This window comes from Lysinibacillus sp. YS11 (assembly GCF_002896375.1).
Classification (GTDB): domain Bacteria; phylum Bacillota; class Bacilli; order Bacillales_A; family Planococcaceae; genus Lysinibacillus; species Lysinibacillus capsici.
The window spans coordinates 2,149,375-2,176,233 of record NZ_CP026007.1 but is presented as its reverse complement, the minus strand read 5'-3'; the positions used below and the strand labels follow the sequence as shown (position 1 = coordinate 2,176,233).

Here is a 26,859-nt window from a genome sequence, read left to right as displayed (position 1 = left end):
AGAACATTTGGGCATCTTCATGATCAGCTATTTTTTAAAATAAGCTTCAATATCCTCATACATAAAGGGCGTTCCCTCTATTTTTTCATGGTGATTATGCAAGGCTGTCATTCGATTGATGATCGGGGCTAATTTTCCTTCATCCTCCTGCGTCAAATTAAAGGCGACGCCATAAGAATAGATTTGGTATTTTTCTTCTAAGGTCCATCTAAAAGTACCCTCTAGGTTAAATGATTGATTCATTAAAATAAAGCTAAATTTAAATTTCATCGTTTGATTAACGGGTAGCTTCAAAGAAGAGCGAATCTTCATGCCGCCTAAGCTAATATTTTCAATGATGATCGGGGTATGACTGATATTAATTTTTTGCTCATTCATTTCGATAATTGTCATGAAGCCCTTCACATAGGCCGGGAATTGAAAACGATAATATTTGCGTCGCTCCACCACAGGTTTTTTATGAACAATCGCTTTTTGTGGTGTTAAAATGCCTTGTGCCAGCATTTTTTCAAAAGCTTTCGCGGGAACAGCCTTCGTATAAATACTACCTTGCAAATAATCACATTCTTGCTGCTTTAAAAAGATAAATTGTTCGTAACTTTCAACTCCTTTTGCCACAACCTGAATACCAAGCATTTTGGCTAAATAAATCGTTGCTGAAATGAGTCCATTTTCAATCGGACGGTCATGACGAATTTCACGGATAAACGCTTCATAGATATGGAGTGTCGTTGGTTGGAATGTTCGCAATGATTCTAAGGATGAGTAGCCTGTTCCAAAATCACCAATAGCAATTTTGACACCGATGTCTTGTAATTCTTTAAGAACGGTCATCACACTTGTACTATTTTTTAAGATGGTACTTTCGCTAATCTCGAACTGTATATAATGAGCGTCAATCGAATTTACCTGTAATTGCTCTTGGACAAACTGAATAAAGCCCTTTTTCATCAGACGGATTGGCGATATCTTAATACTAATTGTTCGCAGCACATGCCCTTGCTGCTTCCAGTGCTGTAACAACGCACATGCTTTTTTAATCACCCAATCTGTAATGATGTGAATCATATGGTTTTCTTCCGCTAATGGAATAAATTCACCAGGTGACACAAGGCCCCATTCTTTATGATGCCAACGAATTAACGCTTCTGCACCGTTGATAACCCCCTTTTGCGGCTCCACCAATGGTTGGAAATATAATTCGAATTCCTCATTTAACATGGCTTGTCGCATATCTCGGTCTAACACATACTGTTTATAGGAAGTAATATCCTCTGTAAAGGCATAAATATGAAAACGATTCCTTCCCTGCTGTTGCGCATAGCATAAAGCTGAATATGCATTTTCTAATAAAATGTTTCTCGTTAAGCCCTCCTCTGGATAAAAAGCAATACCAATGCTAGCAGATAGGTGCAAGCGATAGTCTTTTATCGAAAAAGGTGTATCAAAGGTTTTCAGTATACGGCTAGCCAGCGCGTAAATATGTTGCTTGCTCACATATTTTTTAATGACAATGATAAAATGCTGATTGTCTAAACGTGCCATGTAACTGTGATCATCTGTTAGTGTTGAAAAGTAGTTAGTCACCGTGCGCAGAAGCTCATCACCGATTTTCGTACCTAGCGCATTATTTAAGATATGAAAGCGGTTAATCGAAATATATAATAGTGCGAAGGGTTCGCCAGCTAAGCATAAGGTATCAACTTTATCATGTAAGCTCAAGCGATTTGGTAAACCTGTCAATTCATCATAATACACTAAATAATTAAGCTTCTTTTCTCGTTCAATCTCCTTTGTAATATCAGTTACTAAGCCGAAAATATGGTTGACCTCCCCTTGCTGATCTAGTCTCGGCACAATTTGCTCCAGCAACCACTTTGTCTGATTATCCCCCGTTAGGATACGATAAATCACTTGATAGCTTTTGCCTGAAGCGAGATGATCAGTATACGCTAATACCTCCTCACGATGTGCAGTATGAATCATATTAATCCATACTTCTGAGTCATCATAAAGCTTAGCTAATGGAATACCAAGAATTCCTTCCAACCCTTTAGAGGCGAACAGCATATTGCCACGAATGGAATCTCGCATCCAAATCCCTGCATCTAAATTGTCAAAGATAGAATGATAGTTGGCTAATGTATCATTTAGTGTTTTCTCAAGTAGTTTGAAAGCCGTTTCGTCTTTGACAACCCCAATCATCTTAAAGGGCTTGTCATCCTTCCATATTACTTCGGCGGCTGCCTGTAGAAAACGCAGTTCATTGGTTTTACCGTGATAAATTCGGAAGTCACTGTCAAAATTAGTCCCTTTTCGAGCATGATTAAATGCATCATATGTCCTTTCATAATCATCTGGATGAATGAACTGGAAAACGTGATCAATACCATCGTTATCTGAACGTGCAAAGCCAAAAATATGATAAAAGTTATCTGAGCAAAACAGTTTGTCATGCTGAATAAAGTACTCCCAGCTCCCAACTGCCGCAATATGCTGGGCGTAATTTAAATGCTTCTCATGTAGCATTAACTGATGCTTCATGGCTGAATACGTGGACATATCTTCAATGATTAAATAGAGCCCCTCGGCCTGATTGTCGTCATTTTTGATTGGTATAAACGTCAGTACGAGGCTTAGGTTTTGTCCTTGATGCTGTAGTCTTTCAATATCAATCTTGACCGACTTTCCTCGTAATGTTCGATTGAACGCTCTTTTTAATCGTTTATAATCTACATCAGTCAGAATTTTCTTAAAATCTTCTGCATGACTAGGTCGATATTGTAATAGCTCATAGAGTGCTTCTTGATTGACGTAAATAATTTCGCCATCTGCCGCAAACACAATCATCATATCGGGGTGATACTTGGCAAAGGACATGGCATATGAAAATAAACGATGATCTTGAGCTGTTGCCAGCGCAAACGTATGCGGTCTTTCTTCTTTTGTAAAAAACTGCTTTAATAGATTCGGCTTTTTCATCCATCTCACCTCTCCCTACTTTTTACCCACTACTTATTTATCAATTCCCCCAAAATACAGTTTAAAAACTACTATTTATAAAAGAGAAAGAAAAGTTTCATCGACCGTTTTTCGCTGGAGAAGCGCTCTTTTTTATTAGGTGATGCCCCTATCCAAAGAAATAGTTCATATGTTTTTCTTAAGGTACTACGATTAATTCCATATCCAATAGCCAGCGATCAATGGCTTGCTTTGGATAATAGACTTTGTCCCCTACCTTCACATGAGGGATTTCGCTTATGTAACTATTTGATCCATCTGGCACTTCTGTTAATTTTAGCACTTCCACTAAACTGATTCCTAAATAATCAGCTGCCTCTTGTTGTGACAATAGCTGATGTTGCACGGATTCCTTTGGCTGCTCTTTTAAACTAGTGGCGATGAGCCAGCTTCCTATTAAAAACGACACGGCTAATGAGAAAATCGCTATTGCTATGCTATATTGTTTCAATTCTATCCTCCCTTTCTCATCAAATTTTACCATTAATTCAATAAAAAAAGATGCTCTATAAGCCTTTATAGACTTATAGAGCATCTTTCTATTAATAAATGATTATTTTTGGATAAATTGTTGTGTCCAGTAGTTACCCGATTTCACATAACCTACACCGATGTGTGTAAATTTACCGTTTAAAATGTTCGCACGGTGTCCTGGTGAGTCCATCCACGCTTGTACTACTTCTTGTGGTGAACGTTGACCTTGAGCAATGTTTTCACCTGCAGCTTTATAAGCGATACCTAAAGCTTTCATACGATCAAATGGTGAACCAAATGTTGGGCTCGTATGTGAGAAATATTTATTTGTTTGCATATCTTGTGATTTTTCACGAGCTGCAGCCATTAATTTTGCATCTGTTTGAAGTGGTGATAAACCAGCTTTTGTACGCTCAGCGTTTGTTAATTTTACTACTTCTTGTTCAAATGCGTCCACATCTGAAGTTGTTGTTGATGGTGTTGAAGTAGTTGGTGGTGTTGCTGGCTTTTCATTTTGTGATGATTGATTATTATTTGGCTTTGTTGTTGTATTATTTGTTGTTGGCGTCTCATTAGATGGTGTAGATGCCTGTGGAAGTTTAATCGTCCACTTATGATTATTGTTTGACCATTTATAATAATAAACATTACAGTTTGTTGATTGCTGTACTGAATTCCCCTCTGTTGTATTTGCAGCAGCAGAAGCTATTTGAATTGGAGCTGCTAAAAGAAATGTTGCACAAATTGCAGTTAGTGTTTTTTTCATGTTTGCAATTCCTCCTTCTCTGCCACTAATCGTAAGGGATGATTTTCATTAAAATCTTACCAACATCTGCTAACTACGCCAACGAAGAAGAAAATGCGCGAAAAATCACGTTTTTTTCGCGTTATTTTTAGCAGGTTTCACCAATCTATGAAATACTTACGTTTGAAAGAGGGTTGACACCCCTCCTAAACTCGTAAATATTTTAGAAAATAAACAGCTGATATGAATAAAAAATGTATGTTTTATACACTCATTTTTTAATCGCCTTTCTTCATTACTTTCTTTGCATCACCCTAGAGATGGCTAGTGTCGTAGCCTCATGTTAGCCTAATATTACAATTGTGTTACAAGAGCGTTACATTTCATTTACATAAAAATAAAACAACCTGTGTAAAGCTACACAGGTTGTTCACGTGCAGAAATTCACTGGTTGCTTTATTCTTCAATTAGCCCCAATAATAGGTAAAGCACTAACATTCTCTCCAATAATAACAAGTTTTGCTGGCATTTTTATATATTCTGGGAGCCATTGCACCATTCCATAGGCATATTGGAACAACATTGGGTTTTTGATGCCCTTAATTGGTACATAGCCTTTCATACGATAAATCGTTTCAGGTAATGCACGCACCCAATCTTCAAACTGCTCCTGTGTAAATTCCTGATCTGTAAAATCTACTAAGCGAGAGCCCAGCTGCATTGAGGCTATTGGCGCTTTAACTATATCTGCTTTATCGACCTGTGTTGTTGCCTTCAGCCCCTCTAATAAGCTGAGTGGTACGCGTCCATTTGTCGTTTGCAATATAAAGGCATGAGGGTTCAAGCCCTGTAGTTCATAGACGACCTGACCTTGCTCTGCCTCTGTTAATAAGTCTGTTTTATTTGCTAACAATAGATGTGCATGGCGAATTTGCTCCAGAAATAAAGAGCGCACTTGTGGTGTTAATGTATCACGGTGTAGCCAGAGCTTAGAATCCGCCACCGTGATAATGCCTTTCACATTGAGCTGATCTGCAAAAAGCGGTGAAAAAACGGCATCCAAAGCTTCTACAGGATGTGCTGCACCTGTTGTTTCGATAATGAGCACATCAAAATCACTATCTAATAGAAGAGATTGAATTTGTGCCTCTGTTTTTTCAGCACCTGAACAGCAAATACAGCCCTCTAGCATCTCCTTTAGCGGGATATCCTTTTCCACTGCCTGCGAGTCAAATGGCAGCTTCCCGAGCTCATTCATAATAACAGCAGGCTTTAATTTCTTTTCTTTTAGCTGGCGAATGACATCTGTCAGCATGGATGTTTTGCCGCTCCCTAAAAAGCCACTAAATAGGTACACATCTTTCATATTAGTTCCTCCCATAAAAAAAGCTGTCGCAGATGCCGTGAAAGACAACTGTTGCGACAGCTACATTGTTAGTTTGTTGTTTCCTCTGTTTTTTCGGCTGTTCCTACAAGAAGCTCTTTCGCTTTTAGTAACTGAGGATCATCGGCTTTCATTTTTGCACGTAACGCATCCATTAATGCATACGTTGTATTACCTGTTAGAATGCCTGTTTCTTCAAGGTTGTTCGCAGCTTGTAGTTTTTCTACTGCCTGTGCTGTATTGTCATCAAAGATCCCATCTACTTCACCAGGCTCATACCCTAGCACCTGAAGCATCTCCTCTGCTGCTTTCACAGAGTCAGATTGTAGGCCTGTCTTCATTTCTAAAGAGGCATTCAAGTATGGTAAAGAGGCATAGGATGGATACGCAACTTTGACATCAGGCTCAATTCCTTTTTCATTAATCCAGTTGCCCTTCGGTGTTAACCATTTACCTGTCGTAAATTTCAAATTAGAGCCGTCTTTTAATGGTGTAACATTTTGGACAGTTCCTTTACCGAATGATGTTTCACCAACAACTTTAGCACCAACTGACTCTTTTAATGCTCCTGCCAAAATCTCAGAGGCTGAAGCACTGCCACTATCAACTAGTACCGTAATCGGTAGGTTATATTTTTTACCTGCAATGGCATTTGTAATTTGAGGCTCCGCATCTTTTTCTTGTACCTGCACAATCGCCTTTCCTTCTGGTACAAAGAAATTAGAGATATCGACTGCAGCCTTTAGGTAGCCACCAGGATTTTGACGTAAATCTAATACAATGCCCTTCATTCCTTTGCCTTCATACTCAGTAAGGATTTTTTCAAGCTCTTGGGCAGTTTGTTCACTAAATGATGTAATTTGAATATGGGCAATATTGCCATCCAGCATTTCACCATAAACGGTTTCGACTGGGATGTCATCACGAACAATTGTCATTTGAATAGGTTCCGTATTTTCGCCACGTTTTACCGTTAATTTTACGGGTGTTCCTTTTTCGCCACGAATCAGTGCAACTGCCTCTGTTGCACTTAAGCCCTGAATACTTTTCCCATCAACTGTTAAGATAATATCTTTTGGTAATAAGCCTGCCTTTTCAGCAGGAGAATTTTTGATAGGTGACACTACTGTAATATAACCATTACGTTCTTGGATTTCTGCACCAATTCCTTGGAAGCTTGAAGATAAGCCAGAATTAAATTGATCCGCTTCTTCCTTTACCATGAAATCGGAATAAGGATCGCCTAATGCATCAAACATACCATTGATCGCACCATCGACCACTTTTTCATCGTCAATATCTTGGTAATAGTTATTTTTCAGTAAATCAAATGCTTCATATAATTTTGTAAATTCCTCTCGTTCAATCGGAACTTTCACTTCTACTACTTTCTTATCACCAAAGGTTAACGCAAATATTGTTAAACCTGCCGTAATAAGAATTGTAAAGAACATTAGCATGATAAATTTAAACGGTTTCAGTTGTATAAATTGTCCTGCCGGCTTTATTTCAGCTGGAGTCGGCTCCTGCTGCTGTTCTGTACTTTCTTTTTTCTGTTCATCCATCTTGATTGTCACCACTCTCATTTACACTAACTTGTTGTCACACTACTACCATCTTAACAGGTTATCCAGAAGACGAAAAGAAAAAGACTGTCAAAATTTCATGACAGACCTTGTCCGATCATGCTTCATTATAACTAGCATTCCAGCACCTATTCAGCCATCATACTACTAAGTTTAGGCATATTATGGTACTGCCTTTTAATTTTACTCATTTCCTAGTAGCAGTCAACAAAAAACTCAAAGAATCATAGAAATGCTATAAGAATATAACGTGCCAGTGTCCAAAAAAGTTGCATCCTATCAGAAATTATTCATGAGTTTTTGCAGTTTTTTATATACGGAATGCACGGTTAATCGATGAAAGGCAATCAATTGTCCTTTATAAACTACTGAAAAAATACCATATGGTGTCGGTGATTTCTCCATCAGCTCTTCTCTCGTTTGAAGATCCACCAGCACTGGCTGCAATCCTAATTTTTCGGCAGCTAATTGAATATTTTCCGTAGCGACGTCTACATATGGACATTGAAAGGAACGTAAAATCGTTAAATGAGGAAATCTCGTTAATCGTTCCTGCCAATTATCAGGAAAGTATGGCCGTTCAACGCTTTCATGAAATGGAAAGACCCATAATTCAAAATCATTGAGTGCTGTTGCCAGATGTTGAAACTGGTGCTGTAAAAATAAATCCTTGCTTGGCGTCCAGGAAGTTTGGTCATTTGTAATGACCACCACTCCCTTTTTCCCACGCTCCTTGGCATCCTTTAAGCACCTCTTCAGTAATTGTGTACCATAGCCCTTCCCCACTGCACTTACCCATAAACAGTGAATCACCACATAGCCATCTGCATGTACAACTCTTGAAGAGTATTCCGCGTCTGTATATTCTATAAAACCTACTTGTTTTTGATTTTCAAATACTTGTATGTAATGTAAGCCCTTTTCAAATTGTTGATTAAGCCATTTGTTTTTGTTCTGATAGCCCTCTGTTTTTTTCTTGCTTCGTAAACAAAAGCTGCCCTTTCCCTCTAACAGCTCACTATTCATTTCAATCAGCTCTATATGTTGTGTCAATGCTAGTCCCCCAATCCGTTAATTGTACTAATTTTACCATTTTTAGTGAATCATTCAACGATCATCGGAATCGCCTTTTCACTTGTTGTCGCATATGATGCAAGTAATGACAAATGTAAGGAGGAAGAACAATGGGGAGAAATAATAAACCGAGCCAAGGCAATGAATCCATAGAAATTTATGCGGCTAAGCTATCCTATATTGGCACAGCCATTTCAACATTAGGGGATGGTTTACAAACCATTGCAGCAGGACTCGCATTAGAAGCGCTCCAAAACGCGAACAATGATTCTTCTCAAACTAATAATGGTAATGGAAATGGGCATCAAACAGTTAAAATAGATAATATGCAGAAACAAATTGATTATTTAATTGCTGAGCTTAAACACATCAAAAAAATGTTTAAATAACCTTTACATAAAGAAAAGTGTTGAAGACGTTTCTGCTTCAACACTACTGTTTTTTTTCCATTTTCTTATGTGTCCTTTGGATTTCCAATAATTCAGAAACCGTCACAAACTGATAGCCCTGTTTTTCAAGCTCCGGTATGATTTGTTCCATTGCCTGAACCGTTTGTGCTCGATTTCCCCCACCGTCATGAAATAGGACAATATTGCCTGCTTTCACACCTTTTAAAACGGTATTCACGATGCGATGAACACCTGGGCTTTTCCAGTCGAGCGTATCTAAATGCCATGACCACATAACAACCTTATAGCCTTTTTTTGAAATTGCATCAATCATCACATCGGTATATTGTCCTTCAACTGGTCTAAATAATGTTGGCTGATAGCCTGTAATCCCTGCAATCACTTCATCTGTTTGCTGTATTTCTTTCATTAAATTGGTAACATTTGTTCTTAAAGGGTGTGTATAGGTATGATTGGCCAATTCATGTCCTTCTTCGTACATTCTTGTAATCAGCTCAGGATTTTTTTCTGCATTTTGACCGACAATAAAAAAGGTTGCTTTTGCATTATATTTTTCCAATACATCAAGGATATTCGCTGTATATTTGCGATGTGGCCCATCATCAAATGTTAAGGCAATGATTTTTTCATCTGTCTGAATTTCCCAAAGAATTTGACCTGCTTCCTCATAATACTTTCTTCCTTTATTTTCAGAAGAACTCACTTTTACATAAAAAAGCGATACCGTGATTAGACTAAGTGGTAGTAAAAGCAATAAAAACTTTTTCACATTTTCACGTCCCCAAATAATTATTTTCGTACTTTATTATTTGAGGATTTCCTAAAAAAATGCTTATGTTTCACATTCATTCATTAAAATTTGGTGGTGGATATGATGTGCCAGATGTTGCATATACTCCTCTATCAACCATCCCAATGTCCTTTGTTGTTGATTCATCACACATGGCTGGGCCAATGTCTCTTCATCAAGGTGGTCAAGTACATACATGATTTTTTTGTTGATGCTTGTCCACAACATTAAAATATCTTCTATCGGTAATTCCTGATAGCCCTGTAACGCGACCCATTGTACTTGGTCGTATGTAGTCACTACATAGGGTGAAGCTTCATTCTGAACTTGAAGAAATCGTTCAAGATTGACAATAGCCGAATCACATAAATGACCGATTACTTCTTTTTTGGACCATTTTTTTGGAGCAGGTCGTTGTGTTATTTCCGCTTCTGTCATCATACGAAATACTTCTGGTACTTTTATAAGCCAATAATGTAATTGTTCAACTGTCTTTTGCACGAAGGTCACTCCCTTCTGAAACAATTGTTACGTAATAATCTAATAATGCAATCACTGCCTGCACCCGCTTATGTTCGATTTCAATTTTAAAGGAAATCCATATAATGGCGACATTAAAACTCAAGACGGCTAATGCAACGATTTGGACAAGCGACATGCCTATCATGAGCTTGCTATTCATGGTTGTAGCAAGCAATGTAAACATGGATAAAATAACACCACTCATGGTAATAAACATGGGCTTCATGCGTATTATCTCATTTGCCTGTACCTTTAACAGATGGACAATAAATCGCAGCTCTTGCCTTGTATATTGTTGCTGAAGGATAACAAAATAGGACTGATACACATCCTCATCAAGCTTTTTATGCAATATATTTTTATGCATCTTTTGCACAAAATGATCACAGAAATCGTGCGCCAACGCTTGCTCTGGCTGTAGCTGTTCTTCTTTATGTTCTATAAAAGCGACCCTCAAACCTCCTCACCCTCTCATATTAAAACTTTCACTCCATTTACTATATGAAGGAAAGAGAGCCGTGTAGTACGAATTGAAGCAAAGTCGTTTATTTTTGAGTGTCTTTTTGCCGCGCTCTACTTAATCCAAATATAGCTGTTGCGAAAACAAAAACTACCGTACAAAGCCACATTGTCACCCCATTCCAAGCGCCTTTAGCAATCGTAATATTCGCTAATAGCGCTATTTGCATGATACAAACGGCGATATAAAGCATAAATGTGTAATTCAACCGAGAGCCTCCATTTTCTAAGATCCAAAAGCGAAAACAAGATCCGTCTCGCAAACTATTTCTCCATCTACCATTGCAATCCCTCTGCCTTTCCCAACAGCGCCCTTCACACGCGTAATCTCCACTTCTAGATGTAGCTGATCACCAGGCTTTACTTGCTTTTTAAAGCGACAATGATCGATTCCTGCCAATAAACCTAATCTTCCCTCATTCCCAGCCTTTGTCAGCATAATCACTGCACTAACCTGTGCTAATGCTTCAACAATTAGCACACCTGGCATCACAGGATACTGTGGAAAATGACCTTTAAAAAACTCTTCATTAATCGTTACATTTTTCAACCCCATTGCGCGCTTGCCCTCTTCTAACTCCACAATACGGTCTACCAAAAGAAATGGATATCGGTGTGGCAAAATAGCTTGTAATTGTTGACTTGTTAACATATGAATTCCTCCAACGTATTTTTTATAATCTTATTCTAACACTAAATATTAGTACTAGGTAATAAAATTTAATAAGTATTATTCATTAGTTTTCTGAATTATTTTTCATTATTTTTTCAATATTTCTTTATCGACAGCCACACAATAGCTAGAATATAATATTCCATGCATTCACCCTAGAATGATTAGTTTATTAGAATAGGATGGTTTCGCATGTTATCTTTTATCGCAATAGTTCTTTTATTATTTTTAATTCCAGGTCCTGCAGTAATTATTACCATTACACAAACATTAAAAAGCGGAAAAAAGAATGGTATTTATACAGCTTTAGGTATCGGTCTTGGTGACTTGGTTCATACATTAGCGGCTGTTTTAGGTCTCTCTGCTATTTTAATGAAATCAGCCACTGCCTTTGAAGTGGTGAAATATATTGGTGTGGCATACCTTGTTTACTTAGGCATTCAGATGCTCCTCACAAAGCCAAAGAAAATTGAGCAACCGACTGTCGAACAAAGTCCTGCTAGTACTTCATTCCGTCAAGGCTTTTTAGCAGAAATCCTCAATCCAAAGACGGCACTGTTTTTCCTAGCCTTCCTACCGCAATTTGTTCAGCATAACGAGCAATCTGTCACAAGCCAATTGCTAACACTCGGTATAACATTTGTCGTGATGAGTGCTTTATATACAATCCTACTCGCAGTTATAACAAGTTTCATTGGCGAAAAAATCTTTACAAAAACAAGCGGTAGCTCACGCTGGCTCGAAAAGACAGTTGGCTTCGTTTATATCGGTCTCGGTGTCCGTTTAGCATTACAGACACAAAGTAGATAAATTGGAGAAGAACACAAAAAGTGTTCTTCTTTTTTTGCAGGAAAATGGAGTTTTAATAGCCAATAATATTAAAAAGGAGGGTTACATTTGAATCAACGTCAAGAAAATCTATTTCAGCAGCTAGCCAATTATCGTGGCGAGCTGCTTCACTTACTCGAGCATGTATCAGAAGAAAAAGCGAACATCATCCCAGCTGGATTTCATAATAATATTCGCTGGAATATGGGTCATGTTTATCTCGATCAATATTTATGGATAGAGGCATTAACAAAGGAAAAGGATACAGATTTAGAAGCTCTCAAGAAATGGTTTGGCTTTGGTACATCGCCAAAGCATTTTGACGACGAAACGCCATCCTTTGAGGAATTAAAGAAGTATTTAGCTCAGCAGCCTGAACAATTAAAGGAACAGTACGGTCATCGATTGTCAGAGGAATTCCCTCCTATTGATATGGGTATGCAAACCATTGAACAAGTACTGTTACGCACCATCTTTCATGAAGGTATGCATTTACAAGCGATTTTAACCATTTATCGATGCCTAAACGAAGCAACAGACCGAGTTTGATACTGGGTCTGTTGTTCTTGTTTTAATAGAACAAAAATCTTTACATAACTCATGCTTTTCACCCGTCCTTTTCATCACGCGATATGCATTTGTTTTTTGGTATCCTTTCCGTTCAAAAAATGGTCCCGCTGTAAGACTAGCATCCGTGTAAATATGTGTTAGACCAAGCTTTTTTGCGTCTGCTTCTATTCCCTTGTCCCTGAAAATCCTTATGTGACATGAAGGCTGATCCAAATTTGTCAATTCGATGATGCTCCCTTGCGACATAGGTCTTATTATTTCTTAAAGACTGTTGCCAAAGCCGCTACTTTAAATGTTACATTGCTAACGGTGCACAAGACTACAATTTGGCCTGTGAATACCTATGTACAGTTCCGTAAAATAATTCAAAATTTCTTCCAAGCCATCGTCGTGATCGTTTGTAAAATTGAGTTCTTCTCACCATCTATATGCCAATAATAGTTATTTATATAAAATTATAGCAAGCTTATAGACCCTATAATCTATAAGCTTTTGTTTTATTGTTTCGGTGTATTGGCTGTCAGCGGATTTGCATTGGCTACTAATTGTACAGGCGTAGTTGTTTGTTGAAAGCTATCCTTTTGTCCTTGATTCGATTTTCCGTAGCCTTTCATCACAGCAAATAATGCTGCACCAACAATGCCCCATGTCAAAAACTTCATTTAAAAAACCTCCTTTCAGCATTAGTATTCGAGAACAAATACAGATTATACACTGTCAAAAAGTTGCTAATAGCGGTGGTGATTTTGTGTTATTTTATTTCAACTTCTTTACTTTGATATCTAGCAACACGATGGTTTTAATCTAAATGACACACTGCGAAATCAAGTCCAAAATATTGATGATGATACACAACCTTTTCCAGCCAAAAGAAAAAATAGTAAAGTTTTTATTATATACATAAGAATATTATGGTAAAATTTCCGATGGTGGTAAGTGTTAAAGTATAAGGAGGTTATATACCATGAAAAAATTTTTTACAGGGCTATTTTTAACATCTACATTATTTGTAGCAACACCTGCTGATGCCGCAACGACACAAATCAAAATCGACGATGTTGTGGTAAAATCTGATACAGCACCCGAGCAAAAAAACAATCGAACAATGGTGCCATTACGAGTGATCAGTGAAAATCTTGGTGCGCAAGTTCATTGGCAGGATTCACAAATCACCCTTTCAATGCATCAAACAACCATTAAATTGAATCTTAATAACCGAACAGTCATTAAAAATGGTCAAAAAGAGCAATTGGATGTACAACCATACATGAAAAACAATCGCACCTATGTACCAATTCGCTTTATTGCTGAAACATTCAGCAGCCAAGTGCATTATAATGATGGCACAGTGAATATTACGACTGAACCATTGCTAATTGAAGATGAAAAAATCAAGGTACTACGCTATGAATACCATATGACAATGGGTGGTGTCATTCAGGACATCAAGGGCAATGCCTATCACCAAGCACTTTTCAAAATTTTCCAAGAAAAGAAAGGCGACAAAGTAGAGGCTCCGAAAGATTATTATTGGCACCTCAATCTAGAAACTCCTGGATCTTATTACAAGCTTGGTCAATTTGATTTTATGAGCCAAGATCAAAACAGTGTTCAACAATATGATATCTATACATTAAATCAACCTTTCCCAGAGGAATTATTACAAGGCTATCCTGAGTATTTACTCCATGATTTCGATGGCGATAACTGGTATATTTTCTCTGAGCAAGCAGTGAAGTCAATACAGCAGCTGATTAATAGTGCATATAATAATGGCTTTAGCAAAATAATTAGTAATACAGTCGCTTAAAAAAATTATTAATGGCAGCTATACACAACATATTCTGTAAAAAGATGTGCAAAATATTCATATCAACGATTGATTGATGGAGGTTTGCCTCATGCAGAAATTCCTATCATTAAGTATAGCGCTACTATTCCTTTTATCTGCTTGTTCTTCGGAAGAAGCTCCGCCCAGCGAGGAAGCAGAAGCCAAAGAACAGACCGTAAATGCGCAGCCAAAAGAAAATCTAAACGTTTTGAACGATGATCAAGGTTGGGTAATGGCTGAGTAATGAGAAAAGCGTGTTTTGATATTTTTTATCAAACACGCTTTTCTATACTATTTTTGTATAATCTGAATAAGGTTGCCACATGTATCATTAAAAACTGCTATTGTGACTTCTCCCGCTTTTGTCGGCTTAAGTGTAAATTCAACGCCTTTCTCCAGTAAACGGCTATACTCCTTTTCTAAATCAGCAACTCCAAACATTGTTGCTGGAATGCCTTCAGCGAAAATCCTCCTTTGATAGTCCTTTGCTGCAGGATGCTCATCTGGCTCAAGTAATAGCTCAGTGCCCTCTAAATCATCAGGCGACACAAGCGTTAGCCATCTATGTTTTCCTACTGGGACATCCTCCTTTTTTACAAACCCTAGCTTTTCCGTATAAAATGCCAGTGCCTTTTCCTGATCTTGTACAAAGATACTGTTGACAATAATATTCAATTGCTTTTCCTCCTTTTAAGTCGCTTAAGAAGCATCCTTCACACGTAAACTTTATTCTACCCATCCTTTCAGTAAATCTTTAAGTGGTTCCTTATTGAAAAGAATGACTCGATATTTTCCCTTCCGCTGTGATAGGACGAGTCCAGCACTCTCTAAGACAGACAGATGCTTAGCAATCCCCTGCCTCGAAATGGAAAGTTCATGTTTCATTAGAAGACGCACCGTCAATTCATACAACGTCATCTCATCACATTCAGCCAGTTCATCTAATATAAGTCTCCGAGTCGAGTCCCCTAGTGCTTTAAAAACAGCGTCTTTATCCCAATTCATAGCTTGATTATAGGCAACTCTATGGTTGCATGTCAACTATAAGCAACTTGTGGGTTGTATGATTTTTGTACGTGTGGTCTCCTTATTTGAACAGGGTGAATCTTTAGGAGCGGGGCTTTACTCATTTAGAGTGGTAACTAACTTTTTAGGACGACTTTCTACTCGTTTAAAGCGGCTGCTTACCTATCATGAGTAAAAAAACAGCAAGCCTGAGTTAGCTTACTCAGACTTGCTGTTTTTCTTCGATCGGTAACACTGTAGAATATTTAATTTCTCGTAAGGATAAATTCGTTTGAATTCTAGAAACGCCAAGCTTATTTAATTTTCGAATAAATTGATCTAAGTCTTGGCGGTCTCGAATTACGACCTTTAACAAATAATCATAGGCACCTGTTAAGCAATGACATTCCATAATTTCGGTCATTGTTTTCAAGCTGTTTTCTAACTCCTCTATTTCCTTCTCCTGATGAATATTTGTGCTCATAAATATATAGCACAATAAATCAAACCCTAGTTTCTCCTGATTTAAAATCGCGACTTGTTGATCAATATAGCCTTCATTTTCTAGACGTTTCACCCTTGTATGGGTTGCTGGTGGGGACAAATTCACCCGTCTAGCTAATTCCGCATTGCTAATCTGAACCTCTCGCTGCAAAATCGCTAATATTTGCAGATCGACATTATCTAATCCTTTATTTTTTATATCCTCCATTGTTTTCTCCTCTTTTGATTATTTTTAGACAAGGAAGTTTTTAATGCGATTTCAAAATATTATTTTGATATTCATTAAATAACTTTCGATTATTTTGATTTTATTCAATTATACAAAATATTATACTGATAAATCACTAATAGTGCTATGATTCTTATTATACATAAAAGCAAAAGGAGTGTACCTATACTGTGGTTAAATTTTATATGGGCTTAATGCTTGTCACGAGCTTACTATGGGGAGGCAATTTTGTTGTGGCTAAGACGCTAGTGGCTCATGCCTCTCCAATGACCTTAACGTTGGTCAGATGGCTGATCGCAGTGATCGTCCTGCTACCGTTAGTTTGGTGGAAAGAGAAGAGATTGGTTCCTGCTAAAGCCGCTCTTGTGCCATTATGCCTGATGGGCATTACAGGTGTTGCCTTATTTAATATATTTCAATTTTTAGCGTTGGAACGAACAACATCCACGAATGCTGGTCTTATTTCTACAATGAATACCATGTCTATCGCCCTTTTTTCCTTCGCCTTTCTGAAAGAAAAAATAAATGGCTTGCAACTTCTGGCGATGGTACTCTCTATAATTGGTGTTTTTCTTGTCCTTTCGAAAGGAGATTGGCAGCTGTTATGGCACTTCCAATTGAATACAGGAGATTTATGGATGGTGGCAGCCGTTTGCGTATGGGGACTTTATTCAGTATGTAGTAAGTGGGCTATGCAAACAACCTCTCCGTTAATGGCGACATTGTATGCAGGTTTGTTTGGGGTACTCATCCTAGTCCCATTCACAATTACGGATTTTACCTTCTCCGAAATCGACTCCTCTTTCATCCTTTCGCTACTTTATACAGGGGTCATCTCTACAGTAGTTTGTATGGTATTTTGGAATATTGGCGTTCAACAATTAGGTGCCACAACCTCTGGTATTTTTCTAAACTTTAATCCTATTTTCACAGCATTGCTCGCCTTTTTATTTATCGGTGAACAGCTAAGCTGGCTGCAAGGCATTGGGGGAATCATCGTGATTTTGGGATGTTACTTATTCACACATTTTAAAACGAAGACGCCTCAGGCTGTGCTCTAAATTTCTATTTTTCAAACTTGCAAATAATAAAAGATGCATTCCCCCTCTTAAAACTCATCGAGAGGCAATGCATCTTATGATGTAGATGTTTTTTGCTACTACCACAAGTGAAACACCGTTCCTTCGTGAAGCTTGCTTGTCATCCGTAGACCTTGGCTTAATGGTGTTGCAATCTGATGGATAAAAGTTCTTTAGGCTGTAGTAGTTTTGCCAATTGCTCTTCATCCATTTCAACGCATTATCCGCTACGGTGATTTCGAGATGGGTATCAAAATTGATAATACGAATATGTATCGTTCCCCCGTCAGAACGCTTTAACATTCCATGCTTTAATGCATTTTCAATTAATGGCTGGTTAGTCAGTGATGGGATGAGGACAGTTGTCTCCGACTTTAGTTGCCATACAACCTGAATACGCTTGCCAAAACGCTCCTACTGTATATAGAGGTAGACTTGAACCAACCTAAGTTCATTTTCTAGTAGAACAAGTGCTTCCACATTTTGAAAATTACTGGACTCTCTTAAAAAATCTCAATGCCTCTACTAATTTACTTGTCCGCTCACTATTTAATTCACTAAACCCGACAGGAAGTGGGTCTTTTTAATGACGGTCCTTTTTTAGTGGATGGCTGAAAAAGCAAACCAATATTCATGTCTATCCCTTACTCCAATGCGCTCAGTATCAAAAACATATTATTCACTTTTGCCTATCTCACCCTCCCAGGTCACGCTCCAATAATAACTAACCAACGTTCCATGAACGCAACCATTGTACTAATCGCACATCTACAAAATCTGAACAATCAAAAAACTGGTGAGATTAACCCTAGACTACAGGTATAATGAAAGAAAACCAAAATTGATTGGAGATGCCATGAAAATTCGATTAGAAACATTAACACAGGGTGATTTTGAAAACTTATATGCATTTGAGGTTAAAAATAGGGCCTATTTGAAAAAACAGTCCCAAGTCGAGGGGATGACTATTACGAATTACCAAATTTCATAAGAAAAAATGACATGCTTTTAGAGGAACAAGCACAACAGCTATCCTATTTCTATCTAATAAAAAATGAACTTGAAGAAATTATAGGAAGAATCAATGTAATCGATATTGATAAGGAGCAACGATTAGGCCATATCGGTTATAGAGTAGGACAAGAATTTAGTGGGAAAGGGGTTGCCCATACAGCCTTACAATTAGTATTAGACCTTATGCGCCAGCAAGGCATGCTCATCATTGAGGCACAAACAACAACGAACAATATAGCCTCTCAAAAAGTATTAGAAAAAAATGGTTTTAAACCATTGGATAGAAGCGGAGAATCATTTGAAATGAATGGTCAAAACTTCACTTTTACTTATTACCGGTGGATTAATTCCTAGGATGATCTGACAAACCGTATTGTCAGATCATTCAATTTAAATGAATGTGCCTAATCTAATGAGACCTCTTTAATCGCTGTTTTCAATTCCTCTAAACTCTTAATCATTTGCAGTAAAGAATGATATTCAGCTGCATTCAAGTGATCACCATGCACTGTTATGTATCTTTTTATGCTACTTTCCATTGTTTGAATCTCTAGCAGAGCATTATACTGAACGTCAGGTTCTTGGTGTCTACTCTTCTCTCTATTTTGTTGGTTTGGATTTTGGGGCACTGCGGTTTGATAGCTCCTTTAACATATTGTATACCTCCATAGATATACATATTTTGCATGACAAATTACTAATAACGAAGGGTAATTATAGTACAATAGTTACCTTTTTATTCCTTTTTAATTGTAAAAATACAATTATCGAAGCCTATTTTATAATATCGCACTCTACAAATTCTATACAACGCAAAAAAATCAAAATGAGCACCTAGCCATCTTGATTTTTTGCAGGTGGAAGCCAATAACTTTCACACCTTTTGTGGTGGAATAATGCCTGTTACAAGTAAAATAAAGAATACCAATCCAATAAGGAAAAATATCAGTGACGCTATAAATACGGGCCCAAGTTTAACCTTGAACCGTTCTCGCTCATGAATGATCCCTGTTTGTGCACTCACTTGGGATGTATAAAGCCTTGACATCGCTCCACCGCTACTCGAAAAGTAAAACGTTCCTAAGGTAAAGGCAATGCCGGTGAAAAACATCACTTCGATAAATCGCACAGAGAATATTGTGGCAACCCAGTACGTCAACGATATTTCTACAATCCATGCAATGATGATAATAATCATGTGTTTCCGTGGCATTAAAGGAGCCCCTTCCTTTTTTGTTTAGCTACTTCTACGCATTTTTTTAGAAAAAGTTTCATTTTTCTAAATATATTGTCTATAAGACTTATTTTGTTCTTAGAGATCATCAATCAATTGTATTAATTGTTGTTGAGTGAGTTCGCCTTTCACGCTGTGCTGTAATTTTCCTTCTTTATCAAAGATAAAGGTACTAGGATAATTCACCACTTCAAACGTTTTCTGTAGTACTCCCTCTTCGTCTAGGAAGATAGGAAATGATAAAGCATAAGTATCCTTAAATGCTGCCGCCTTCTTATAGCTATCATAGGCTGTGGCATTGATGGCTAGCAGCTCGACATCCTTTGATTTTTGTTGATAGAATGCCTCTAGTTCAGGTGCTTCCTGTTGACAAGGCCCACACCAGGACGCCCAAAAATTCACTACTACTATTTTGCCCTTATATGCTTCAAACGTTGTGGAGGATTGATCTAGCTTTGTTAAAGCAGTTTCATAATTAATTTGTTTGGTGCCATCCTCCAAAACAGTCATTGATGGTGTAAGAGATGCTTGGAAAAAAACATTTTTTAATGCCACACCAATAAAGATTGCTATGATAAGTGCAGAGATAATGAAACTTATTTTTTTACGATTCATACTTACTCTCCTTTTAAAATATACAAATATTTGTATATTTTACCATACTATCAACTAACAGGATATGAACTTTTTATAAAAAATAGCCCCTACTCTAAAAGTAAGGGCTACTCTTTCTTACGTGAATGATGTTTTATTTTTATAGGCAATCACACTTACGAGAAGTAGCATACTAGCTGAAAGGAAAAAAACAACTCGTATCCCATACCATTCTGACAACATGCCCATCATTAAAGATGAAAGGCCGAATACCCCTGTCACAATGACATTCAACGATGTATACACCGTTGGTAATTTCTCCTTTGAGACACTTGTTTGAATGATGGTTTGCTGTGGAATGTTTTTTAATTGCCCACATAAGCCAATCAGCAAAGAACAGAGTAAAGCCATCAATGGTGTGATACTAACCGCAAAGAATAATGTAAAAATAGCGGACAACAGCGCACCTCCACTTATGAACATAGCTTTCTTACGCTCAATAAATTTAGTCCATTTTAAACAAATCATACTCCCTATAATCATGCCAATAAAAAAAATGCCGTTGAGATAACCCCACCATTGAGAAGAAGCCTGCAATGCTTCTTCTACAAAAACAAGTAAAATCGCTGCGACCCACACTGCACCTGCCATTGATTCCAGTAAATCCATTCGTGCAGCTACCTTTAGTACAGGTGTTTGATGGATGGATTGCCACCCTTGCATAAATAACACCCATTTCTTTTTTTCTGGACGTTCCATACGTGCCACATCTGGTAAAAGCTTTAAAAGCAATGTTGCCATGAAAAAAAGGACGACAACGCCCCATATAAGCTGTGATGGTGTAAAGAGAAGCAGCAAGGAACTGCCAACAAACCAAGAACCCACCTGAATGGATTGGATAACCGTTTTGCAATACTATTTGCTCGCAATAAATCCTTTTCTTCCACATAATGAGGCAGCAAGGATTGACGAATAGGATTGGCACAACCATCCAAAAACGCAACCATCCCAATCAATAAAAACACAAAGCCAATCATCGGCTGGTCGCCTACCCATTGTACATACAAGGTAAGGCCCAAAATGACAGCGGTTTTAAAGCCTTGAGAAATAGTTAGCAGTTGATTCAACGACACTTTTGTCGTAATAAGAGGTGTTAGCAAACTGGAAATCAACATACAAGTAGTAATAATAAACGGTACGAAGGAAGTAGCAATCGCTGAGTTGGTGAAACGATAAATTATACTAATCACGCTTACTATATAGAGAATATCACCAATATCCGCTAAAGATTGACCTGTCAATAAAAGTGAAAAAGATCGGTTTTTAAACACGTTTTATCCCCCAAAATTAAGATTTTATTTTTTCTTGGGAGATTTTTAAATTGGACGAACCTGCATGTCTGAACTCCTTTTTACGCCTAGTTGAAAAAACGATGGGGGATTTCATTTTTTTCAAATTTCTATGCGTGATTTTGATTAAATTTCATGAAAATTCTAAAGTATTTATCTTATTTTAGCATTACTTCCACTTTGTTGCCAGCACGCAAAAAGACCAGGTGTTCTCAAAAATTTGAGCCCCGGTCTTTTTGTGAAAAGTGAAACCTACTAGTTTGCTTTAGTGTTTTGTATTCTACTAGTATAGTAGTCGTGCCAGCTTGGCAAAGGTTACACATTTTTGAAGAAAAATTCACGAAAATTATTTTTTAGTTTTAAATTGTTCGCCTTCAAAAATGAATTGATAGAGATTCGGTTAATGCCTGGTTGAATGGGGCAACTTTCGACATACGCTTTGGCTTCACCTATTATAGTTTTTATGAATTTAAGCTACTGCTCACATTTTCCTTACAATATAATGCTACGGACAATGATTCAAGCTATCCTATTATTTCACAAACAGTTTTGATATTTCTTCAGGTGGATATGGTTTGGTTAAGTATTTTTTAATTTGAAATTGGTCCACCATTTCTTTTACCTCATCTAATGCTGAGGATATAATAATCGGTATCTCTTTTGTATGCTCTCTTTCCCTTAGTGCACGGACTAAATCCCAGCCGCTCATTTCTTCGCCCAACATTATGTCAATCACAATACCAAGTAAAGGCGTATTGAGTGTATCTTCAAAAGCTTTTTTTGGGTCATGATGATGAATCACGGTAAAGCCCTTGCTTTTTAGCTCTTCAGACAACAGTAGAGCTAAGCTTAAGTCATCCTCAACAAGCATAACGTTTAAGCCATTGCTATCCCCCATTACATCCTCTTCATCGAAGGTGATAGTGTTATTTGCAAGTGGTAAAGTAAAGTACACAGTAGTACCTTGTCCCTCTTCTGACTCTATCCATATTTCTCCCTCATGCTTTAAGATGATTTCTCTACAAATGGAAAGACCCAGTCCAGTTCCTCCTATTTTACGTCTTAAACTATTATCGATTCGTTTGAATTTTTGGAACAACTGAGCAATATCCTGTTTAGATATGCCAATGCCCTCATCTTTTATACTCACTTGGATGCTATTATTTTTGTTTTCTAACAAAATCTCCACATCCCCACCTTGTGGAGAAAATTTAATCGCATTTCCTATTAAATTAATAAATAATTGGACGAGTCTATCTTGATCTGCATTGACATAGACCTCTCTTGCTTTATCAATTAGATGGACATTATGCTTTTGCTCATGTCGGAAGCGATTGACAATTTCAAAGGCTATTTCATTTAATTGTAGTGTCTCCATGTTATATTGCTGTTTGCCTGACTCCATTCGCTGTAAATCCAAGAAGTCATTTATAAGATTGGTTAGTCGTACCGCTTCTCTATGAATTGTATCGATATATTTATTTTGTCGTTCGGGTTTTATATTTTTCGTTAACAGAAGCTCTGTAAAGCCAAGTACGCTCGATAAAGGCGTTCGCAGTTCATGACTTACCGTACTCACTAATTCCGATTTCATTTGATCTACTTCATATTCTCTTGTAATATCACGATGCACAAAAATGGTGCCTACTTTTTCCTGTCCATCAAAAAGACAAGTTGCATACACCTCGACAAAGATTTCATGTTCAGCTGTCATACAATAGCGGCATTTTCGTGTCTCCTCAAAGCTCTCCATAATAGATGCCTCTAAAAATTCAATTAATTCATCAGGTTGGGCACTACATTTTTGAAAATGCTGTAGCCAATCCTTTTTAGGGATACTTGTTTCTGTTGTCAAGTTAAGGAGGTTGACAATACCACATAGCGCTCTATTGATAAGAACGGTATCGCCTGTAGCAGAAACTAATTGGATTCCTTCGTTGACATTATCAATAATCGTTTGATTTAACGTCCTCGATTTTTCTACCTCTTCATACATAAGAATACGTTCAAATGCGATGGACACACGATTTAATAGTCCGTTTAAACTATCTATATCCCGATCATTATGGGGATGCCCCTCTCGTGTTGCCATTAAAATAGCGACTAGCTCCCGTTTAGAATTAAACACGGAAGAATACAAGTCATAGGCATAATAAGACTCTTGCGCAATTCCTTTTTCATTTGCTGTCAATTGACGTGTAATAACAAAGGATTTTTCCTGCTTTAATCGTTCTTGTTTATCCATGTCAAAATTTTCAACTAGGGCTGCAGCAGATTGGTGTGATAAACCTTTTGTCGCATAAACATTGCCCTCCATCCAATACAGTACACTCATATCATATTGATAAATGTCGTTTAAATAATTATGGAGATTATCGATTAGTTTCTGTTTATTTAACGTAAAGGTTAGTACATGATTTAATTGATTATACTTTTCTAAATAATTTAATGAATTTTGTAATTGTAGCTGATTTTCTTGAAGCTCGTCCTGCTGCGCTAAAAGCTCCTCATTTTGAGTGGTCAGTACCTCTTCCTTATCCTGAATGGAGAGTATCATTTTAAGAAATGAGTTCGCTAGAATGCCTAACTCATCCTCCTTTTGTACAAGATTACCTAAATCAATGGATTTCCCTGACGCCAAAGCGTTTGTCGCAAGTGTTAATTGTTCAATTGGTCGAATCATATTATTCAGCACTCTTCGTAAAATGACCCCAACAAATAGTAAAATGAGACCGCTAATCATGAGCGAAATAAAAGTAAATAATTGCCCCTGCTCCACTGTCTTGCTAAAAATTTGGTTTAAGGAGTGGTCTGTTTTTTTCTTATAGGATTTTGTATAGGCAATAAATTTATTGACAAGGTCATTTGCGCCACTATTCGAAAGCTCTCGCAAAGCCTCATAATCCCCCATCTTCGCAAAGCTTAACCCTTTTGGGAGAGTAACCGTTTTATAATTATAATGAAAATCAACTAGCTCATTATAGAGCCCTCGTTCTTCTTCCGTTAAATCCAGTTGCGAAAACTTCTGTAATAGAACTTCGAAATTCTCCAAATTTTCATACAATAACTTTAATTCCTGCTCATTTTGAAAGGCATAGTAGCCCCTTGCTCGAAAAAATATGCCATTAAAATTTTCTTCCAATTCATCCACAAGCATTGATTTTTCATACATTTGCTCTCTCTTCTGCTGTAAGGCATTTTGACTTGCATTGACTACGACAAGAAAGGCAGCAATGATGATTAAAAAGCTAACAACTAGAAAAAGCAGCATTTTAAAGAATTGGCTGCGTATACTTTTATTCAGCAAGGGTGTCGACTTAATCATTTAAGATGTCCTCCACCAGGTTCATTAGCTTAATGGGACTAAACGGTTTGGACATAAAGTAATCTACCCCTAAGTCAAATACCTTTTGACGATCACTTTCCTGTGATTTTGCTGTCAGCATGAGAATAGGCATTGACATTTTAATCTCTTGTGGGAGAAGCTCGATCACCTCAATTCCTGTTAAATTCGGCATCATATAGTCGAGTATCATTAAATCATAGGAGCTTTCCATCATTTTTTTGAGGGCTTCTTCGCCATCCTCTGCCTCATCAATATCAAATTCTAAATCTTCTAATGTTTCACGTATTAACATGCGTAATATTTCTTCATCATCTACTACTAAAATTCTAGCCATCCTGTCTTTTTCTCCCTTTCCCATTAAAGAAACATTTGATGAATTAAACGAACAATACGTTCCGATACTTCAGCCACATTAAACGGCTTCACAATATAATCATCCGCCCCATTAATGAAAGCCTTCATGACGTATTCTTCCCCCACACGTGAAGTTAGCATGGAGACGATTACATTACTTGAAGCATGCTGCTCTCTTATCTTACTCAGCACCTCGATGCCGTCCATTTGCGGCAATATCCAATCTAATAAGATAATGTATTTGCATGCAGGGTCATACCAATTGGATTCCAGAAAACTAATGCCATCAGGAAATGATAATGTTTCAATCCTATAATCGTCATTTTCCTCCAAATGCTTAAAATGATTGGTAATCAGATCACGAATAATATACACATCATCAATGACAACGACCTTAATTTTCACCTTTCTTTTCTCCACAGCAGCTACGTTATCAAAGATGATCGTTTGATTTCTCCCTAATTGCTTGGCCGTATAAAGTGCTTGATCTGCCTCTTCTAGCATCTTTTTAGGATGTAAATTGGTAGAAGTGGCTTCCGCAATTCCACTCGAAAATGTAACATGGAAGCTAGTTCCATTTGCTGTAAATGTCTTTTTCTCCATGGAGGTACGAAGTTTTTCAATAAAAATAAATGCCTCTTTTTTAGTTGTACGAGGCATTAAAATTACAAATTCTTCTCCACCATAGCGACAAGCAATTTCTTCAGCTCCTTTTAGCTCCTTCACCAATGAAGCGAAACCCTTAAGCACCTCATCCCCCACTAGGTGACCATATGTATCATTTACTTTTTTAAAATAATCTAAATCGATCATCGCAATTGAAAAATGTTCTTTGTTTTGCTGATGGTGTTTAATGAAAAGCTTCATTTGCGATTCCATAAATTTACGATTATAAATTTGGGTTAATTCGTCAATGACGATAGCCTGTTCTAATTCTCTTTTATAGGCTAAGCGATTGGAAACATAAGCGATTAATAGCTCTTCATCAATGGGCTTTGCCATAAAATCCATAGCACCCATTTCCAATGTGCGAATACGATTTTCTTTACAATCATTACTACTAATCACTGTCACAAACATGAGCTCTTTTTTCGTCTTTTTAATATTGTCTAAAATAGAAAAGCCATTAGAATCTGGAAGCATGATATCTAGAAATACGATGGATGGTTGCAATTCATAAATTAACGCTAATCCTCGTTTACCATTATGAGCTGCAATGACAGAGTAGCCCTTTTTCTCTAAAACATTTTTTAAATAGGAAATAAATACAACATCATCATCTATTATCAGAATAAAATCTTGTTTTGCTGGATTTTTAATGATGGTTGTAGGATGTTCCATATGTTGTGTCATTGAATCATTTTCTTTATAAAAATGAACGCTTTCAATAAATGGAGCAAGAAACTTTTTCCATTCTGATTGGGTCCATTGCTTGTTACTATCTTCATTCAAAAGCTCTAGCTTTTCACGAGCAATCGACGTTAATTCATGTAAACCGATTGATCCAGCGGTGCCTTTTAACGTATGTAAAAATGAATAGAGCTCGTCTTCTCTAACAAAGTCACTATTATCCCATTTTTGTAAATTTTCACATATACGTGTATAAACCATTCGGTGATATTTAGCTGTTTCCATCCTATTTCTCTCCAATCAATCATACTTCTATAAATTATAACTTACTATTTTGTAAAAACCACGGCAGATTTTGAACGTTTATTGTAATG

At 37.2% G+C, this 26,859-nt stretch carries 28 protein-coding genes and 1 pseudogene; 7 read left to right on the top strand and 22 right to left on the bottom strand.

All coding sequences use genetic code 11. The features are described 5' to 3' along the window. Positions 1-27: 27 nt before the first annotated feature. The 6 genes from LBYS11_RS10770 to LBYS11_RS10745 all read right to left on the bottom strand — a co-directional run bounded on the left by LBYS11_RS10770 (position 28) and on the right by LBYS11_RS10745 (position 8,263). Positions 28-2,982, bottom strand: a complete 2,955-nt coding sequence (locus LBYS11_RS10770; RefSeq protein WP_103118102.1) for an EAL domain-containing protein — start codon at positions 2,980-2,982, stop codon at positions 28-30. Between the two features lie 178 nt (positions 2,983-3,160). Next, positions 3,161-3,472 carry a helix-turn-helix domain-containing protein gene (locus LBYS11_RS10765; protein ID WP_103118101.1) on the bottom strand — a complete coding sequence of 104 codons (312 nt, stop codon included), beginning with the start codon at positions 3,470-3,472 and terminating at the stop codon, positions 3,161-3,163. A gap of 102 nt (positions 3,473-3,574) precedes the next feature. After that, positions 3,575-4,261, bottom strand: a complete 687-nt coding sequence (locus LBYS11_RS10760; RefSeq protein WP_103118100.1) for a CAP domain-containing protein — start codon at positions 4,259-4,261, stop codon at positions 3,575-3,577. Between the two features lie 442 nt (positions 4,262-4,703). Next, on the bottom strand, positions 4,704-5,606 hold the full coding sequence (locus LBYS11_RS10755; RefSeq protein WP_103118099.1) for a CobW family GTP-binding protein: 903 nt from the start codon (positions 5,604-5,606) through the stop codon (positions 4,704-4,706). Positions 5,607-5,674: 68 nt separating this feature from the next. Then, entirely contained in the window at positions 5,675-7,189 is a 1,515-nt protein-coding gene (locus LBYS11_RS10750) for a lmo1851 family serine protease (RefSeq protein ID WP_103118098.1), read from the bottom strand. A gap of 300 nt (positions 7,190-7,489) precedes the next feature. After that, complete coding sequence (locus LBYS11_RS10745) at positions 7,490-8,263, bottom strand: GNAT family N-acetyltransferase (RefSeq protein WP_103118097.1); 774 nt, start codon at positions 8,261-8,263, stop codon at positions 7,490-7,492. A 131-nt stretch (positions 8,264-8,394) separates the two neighbouring features. Here LBYS11_RS10745 and LBYS11_RS10740 point away from each other — a divergent pair, with 131 nt between their 5' ends. Then, positions 8,395-8,673: a hypothetical protein gene (locus LBYS11_RS10740; protein ID WP_048392921.1), complete on the top strand. Its 279-nt coding sequence runs from the start codon at positions 8,395-8,397 to the stop codon at positions 8,671-8,673. Positions 8,674-8,716: 43 nt separating this feature from the next. On the opposite strand, the gene LBYS11_RS10735 is transcribed toward LBYS11_RS10740, so the two are convergent. From LBYS11_RS10735 to fabZ, 5 genes are all read right to left on the bottom strand, one after another. Further along, a complete protein-coding gene (locus LBYS11_RS10735) occupies positions 8,717-9,463 on the bottom strand; it encodes a polysaccharide deacetylase family protein (RefSeq protein WP_103118096.1) in 747 nt (248 codons plus the stop codon). Positions 9,464-9,526: 63 nt separating this feature from the next. Then, positions 9,527-9,985 carry a DinB family protein gene (locus LBYS11_RS10730; RefSeq protein WP_103118095.1) on the bottom strand — a complete coding sequence of 153 codons (459 nt, stop codon included), beginning with the start codon at positions 9,983-9,985 and terminating at the stop codon, positions 9,527-9,529. Next, positions 9,969-10,463 carry a hydroxymyristoyl-ACP dehydratase gene (locus LBYS11_RS10725; RefSeq protein WP_103118094.1) on the bottom strand — a complete coding sequence of 165 codons (495 nt, stop codon included), beginning with the start codon at positions 10,461-10,463 and terminating at the stop codon, positions 9,969-9,971. The genes LBYS11_RS10730 and LBYS11_RS10725 overlap by 17 nt, the downstream gene beginning before the upstream one ends. A gap of 88 nt (positions 10,464-10,551) precedes the next feature. Further along, positions 10,552-10,734 carry a hypothetical protein gene (locus tag LBYS11_RS10720; RefSeq protein WP_066036806.1) on the bottom strand — a complete coding sequence of 61 codons (183 nt, stop codon included), beginning with the start codon at positions 10,732-10,734 and terminating at the stop codon, positions 10,552-10,554. Between the two features lie 17 nt (positions 10,735-10,751). After that, positions 10,752-11,177, bottom strand: a complete 426-nt coding sequence (fabZ, locus tag LBYS11_RS10715; protein WP_004230156.1) for a 3-hydroxyacyl-ACP dehydratase FabZ — start codon at positions 11,175-11,177, stop codon at positions 10,752-10,754. A gap of 213 nt (positions 11,178-11,390) precedes the next feature. On the opposite strand from fabZ, the gene LBYS11_RS10710 reads away from it, so the two are divergent. Next, on the top strand, positions 11,391-12,008 hold the full coding sequence (locus LBYS11_RS10710; protein ID WP_004230157.1) for a LysE family translocator: 618 nt from the start codon (positions 11,391-11,393) through the stop codon (positions 12,006-12,008). Positions 12,009-12,095: 87 nt separating this feature from the next. Continuing rightward, positions 12,096-12,575: a DinB family protein gene (locus LBYS11_RS10705; protein ID WP_054548622.1), complete on the top strand. Its 480-nt coding sequence runs from the start codon at positions 12,096-12,098 to the stop codon at positions 12,573-12,575. A gap of 518 nt (positions 12,576-13,093) precedes the next feature. Here LBYS11_RS10705 and LBYS11_RS23245 read toward each other — a convergent pair. Further along, complete coding sequence (locus tag LBYS11_RS23245; protein ID WP_004230164.1) at positions 13,094-13,258, bottom strand: hypothetical protein; 165 nt, start codon at positions 13,256-13,258, stop codon at positions 13,094-13,096. Between the two features lie 302 nt (positions 13,259-13,560). On the opposite strand from LBYS11_RS23245, the gene LBYS11_RS10695 reads away from it, so the two are divergent. Beyond that, a complete protein-coding gene (locus LBYS11_RS10695) occupies positions 13,561-14,406 on the top strand; it encodes a copper amine oxidase N-terminal domain-containing protein (RefSeq protein ID WP_103118093.1) in 846 nt (281 codons plus the stop codon). 91 nt (positions 14,407-14,497) lie between these two features. Next, complete coding sequence (locus LBYS11_RS23240) at positions 14,498-14,671, top strand: hypothetical protein (protein WP_197078723.1); 174 nt, start codon at positions 14,498-14,500, stop codon at positions 14,669-14,671. A gap of 47 nt (positions 14,672-14,718) precedes the next feature. On the opposite strand, the gene LBYS11_RS10690 is transcribed toward LBYS11_RS23240, so the two are convergent. The 3 genes from LBYS11_RS10690 to LBYS11_RS10680 form a co-directional block, all read right to left on the bottom strand. Further along, a complete protein-coding gene (locus LBYS11_RS10690; protein WP_054548625.1) occupies positions 14,719-15,102 on the bottom strand; it encodes a VOC family protein in 384 nt (127 codons plus the stop codon). Positions 15,103-15,153: 51 nt separating this feature from the next. After that, on the bottom strand, positions 15,154-15,432 hold the full coding sequence (locus LBYS11_RS10685) for an ArsR/SmtB family transcription factor (RefSeq protein WP_054548639.1): 279 nt from the start codon (positions 15,430-15,432) through the stop codon (positions 15,154-15,156). 223 nt (positions 15,433-15,655) lie between these two features. After that, complete coding sequence (locus tag LBYS11_RS10680; RefSeq protein ID WP_103118092.1) at positions 15,656-16,144, bottom strand: Lrp/AsnC family transcriptional regulator; 489 nt, start codon at positions 16,142-16,144, stop codon at positions 15,656-15,658. A gap of 206 nt (positions 16,145-16,350) precedes the next feature. Here LBYS11_RS10680 and LBYS11_RS10675 point away from each other — a divergent pair, with 206 nt between their 5' ends. Continuing rightward, a complete protein-coding gene (locus LBYS11_RS10675) occupies positions 16,351-17,226 on the top strand; it encodes a DMT family transporter (protein ID WP_233732782.1) in 876 nt (291 codons plus the stop codon). Positions 17,227-18,100: 874 nt separating this feature from the next. After that, positions 18,101-18,612 (top strand): annotated as a pseudogene (locus LBYS11_RS10670) (GNAT family N-acetyltransferase). A gap of 520 nt (positions 18,613-19,132) precedes the next feature. Here the strand turns inward: LBYS11_RS10670 and LBYS11_RS10660 are convergent. From LBYS11_RS10660 to LBYS11_RS10635, 7 genes are all read right to left on the bottom strand, one after another. Continuing rightward, positions 19,133-19,471 (bottom strand): hypothetical protein, encoded by a 339-nt coding sequence (locus tag LBYS11_RS10660; RefSeq protein WP_048392945.1) that lies wholly within the window; start codon positions 19,469-19,471, stop codon positions 19,133-19,135. 99 nt (positions 19,472-19,570) lie between these two features. After that, positions 19,571-20,107 carry a TlpA family protein disulfide reductase gene (locus tag LBYS11_RS10655; protein WP_048392947.1) on the bottom strand — a complete coding sequence of 179 codons (537 nt, stop codon included), beginning with the start codon at positions 20,105-20,107 and terminating at the stop codon, positions 19,571-19,573. A gap of 117 nt (positions 20,108-20,224) precedes the next feature. After that, positions 20,225-20,887: an MFS transporter gene (locus LBYS11_RS23610; RefSeq protein ID WP_233732716.1), complete on the bottom strand. Its 663-nt coding sequence runs from the start codon at positions 20,885-20,887 to the stop codon at positions 20,225-20,227. Then, the gene (locus LBYS11_RS23605; RefSeq protein WP_233732714.1) at positions 20,869-21,417 is read right to left on the bottom strand and encodes an MFS transporter; all 549 of its coding nucleotides are present in this window, start codon (positions 21,415-21,417) and stop codon (positions 20,869-20,871) included. The genes LBYS11_RS23610 and LBYS11_RS23605 overlap by 19 nt, the downstream gene beginning before the upstream one ends. A gap of 550 nt (positions 21,418-21,967) precedes the next feature. Further along, complete coding sequence (locus tag LBYS11_RS10645; protein WP_103118090.1) at positions 21,968-24,760, bottom strand: ATP-binding protein; 2,793 nt, start codon at positions 24,758-24,760, stop codon at positions 21,968-21,970. Further along, on the bottom strand, positions 24,753-25,115 hold the full coding sequence (locus tag LBYS11_RS10640) for a response regulator transcription factor (RefSeq protein ID WP_054548630.1): 363 nt from the start codon (positions 25,113-25,115) through the stop codon (positions 24,753-24,755). Before LBYS11_RS10640 ends, LBYS11_RS10645 begins: the two co-directional genes overlap by 8 nt. 23 nt (positions 25,116-25,138) lie before the next feature. After that, positions 25,139-26,770: a diguanylate cyclase gene (locus tag LBYS11_RS10635; RefSeq protein WP_103118089.1), complete on the bottom strand. Its 1,632-nt coding sequence runs from the start codon at positions 26,768-26,770 to the stop codon at positions 25,139-25,141. Positions 26,771-26,859: the final 89 nt, after the last annotated feature.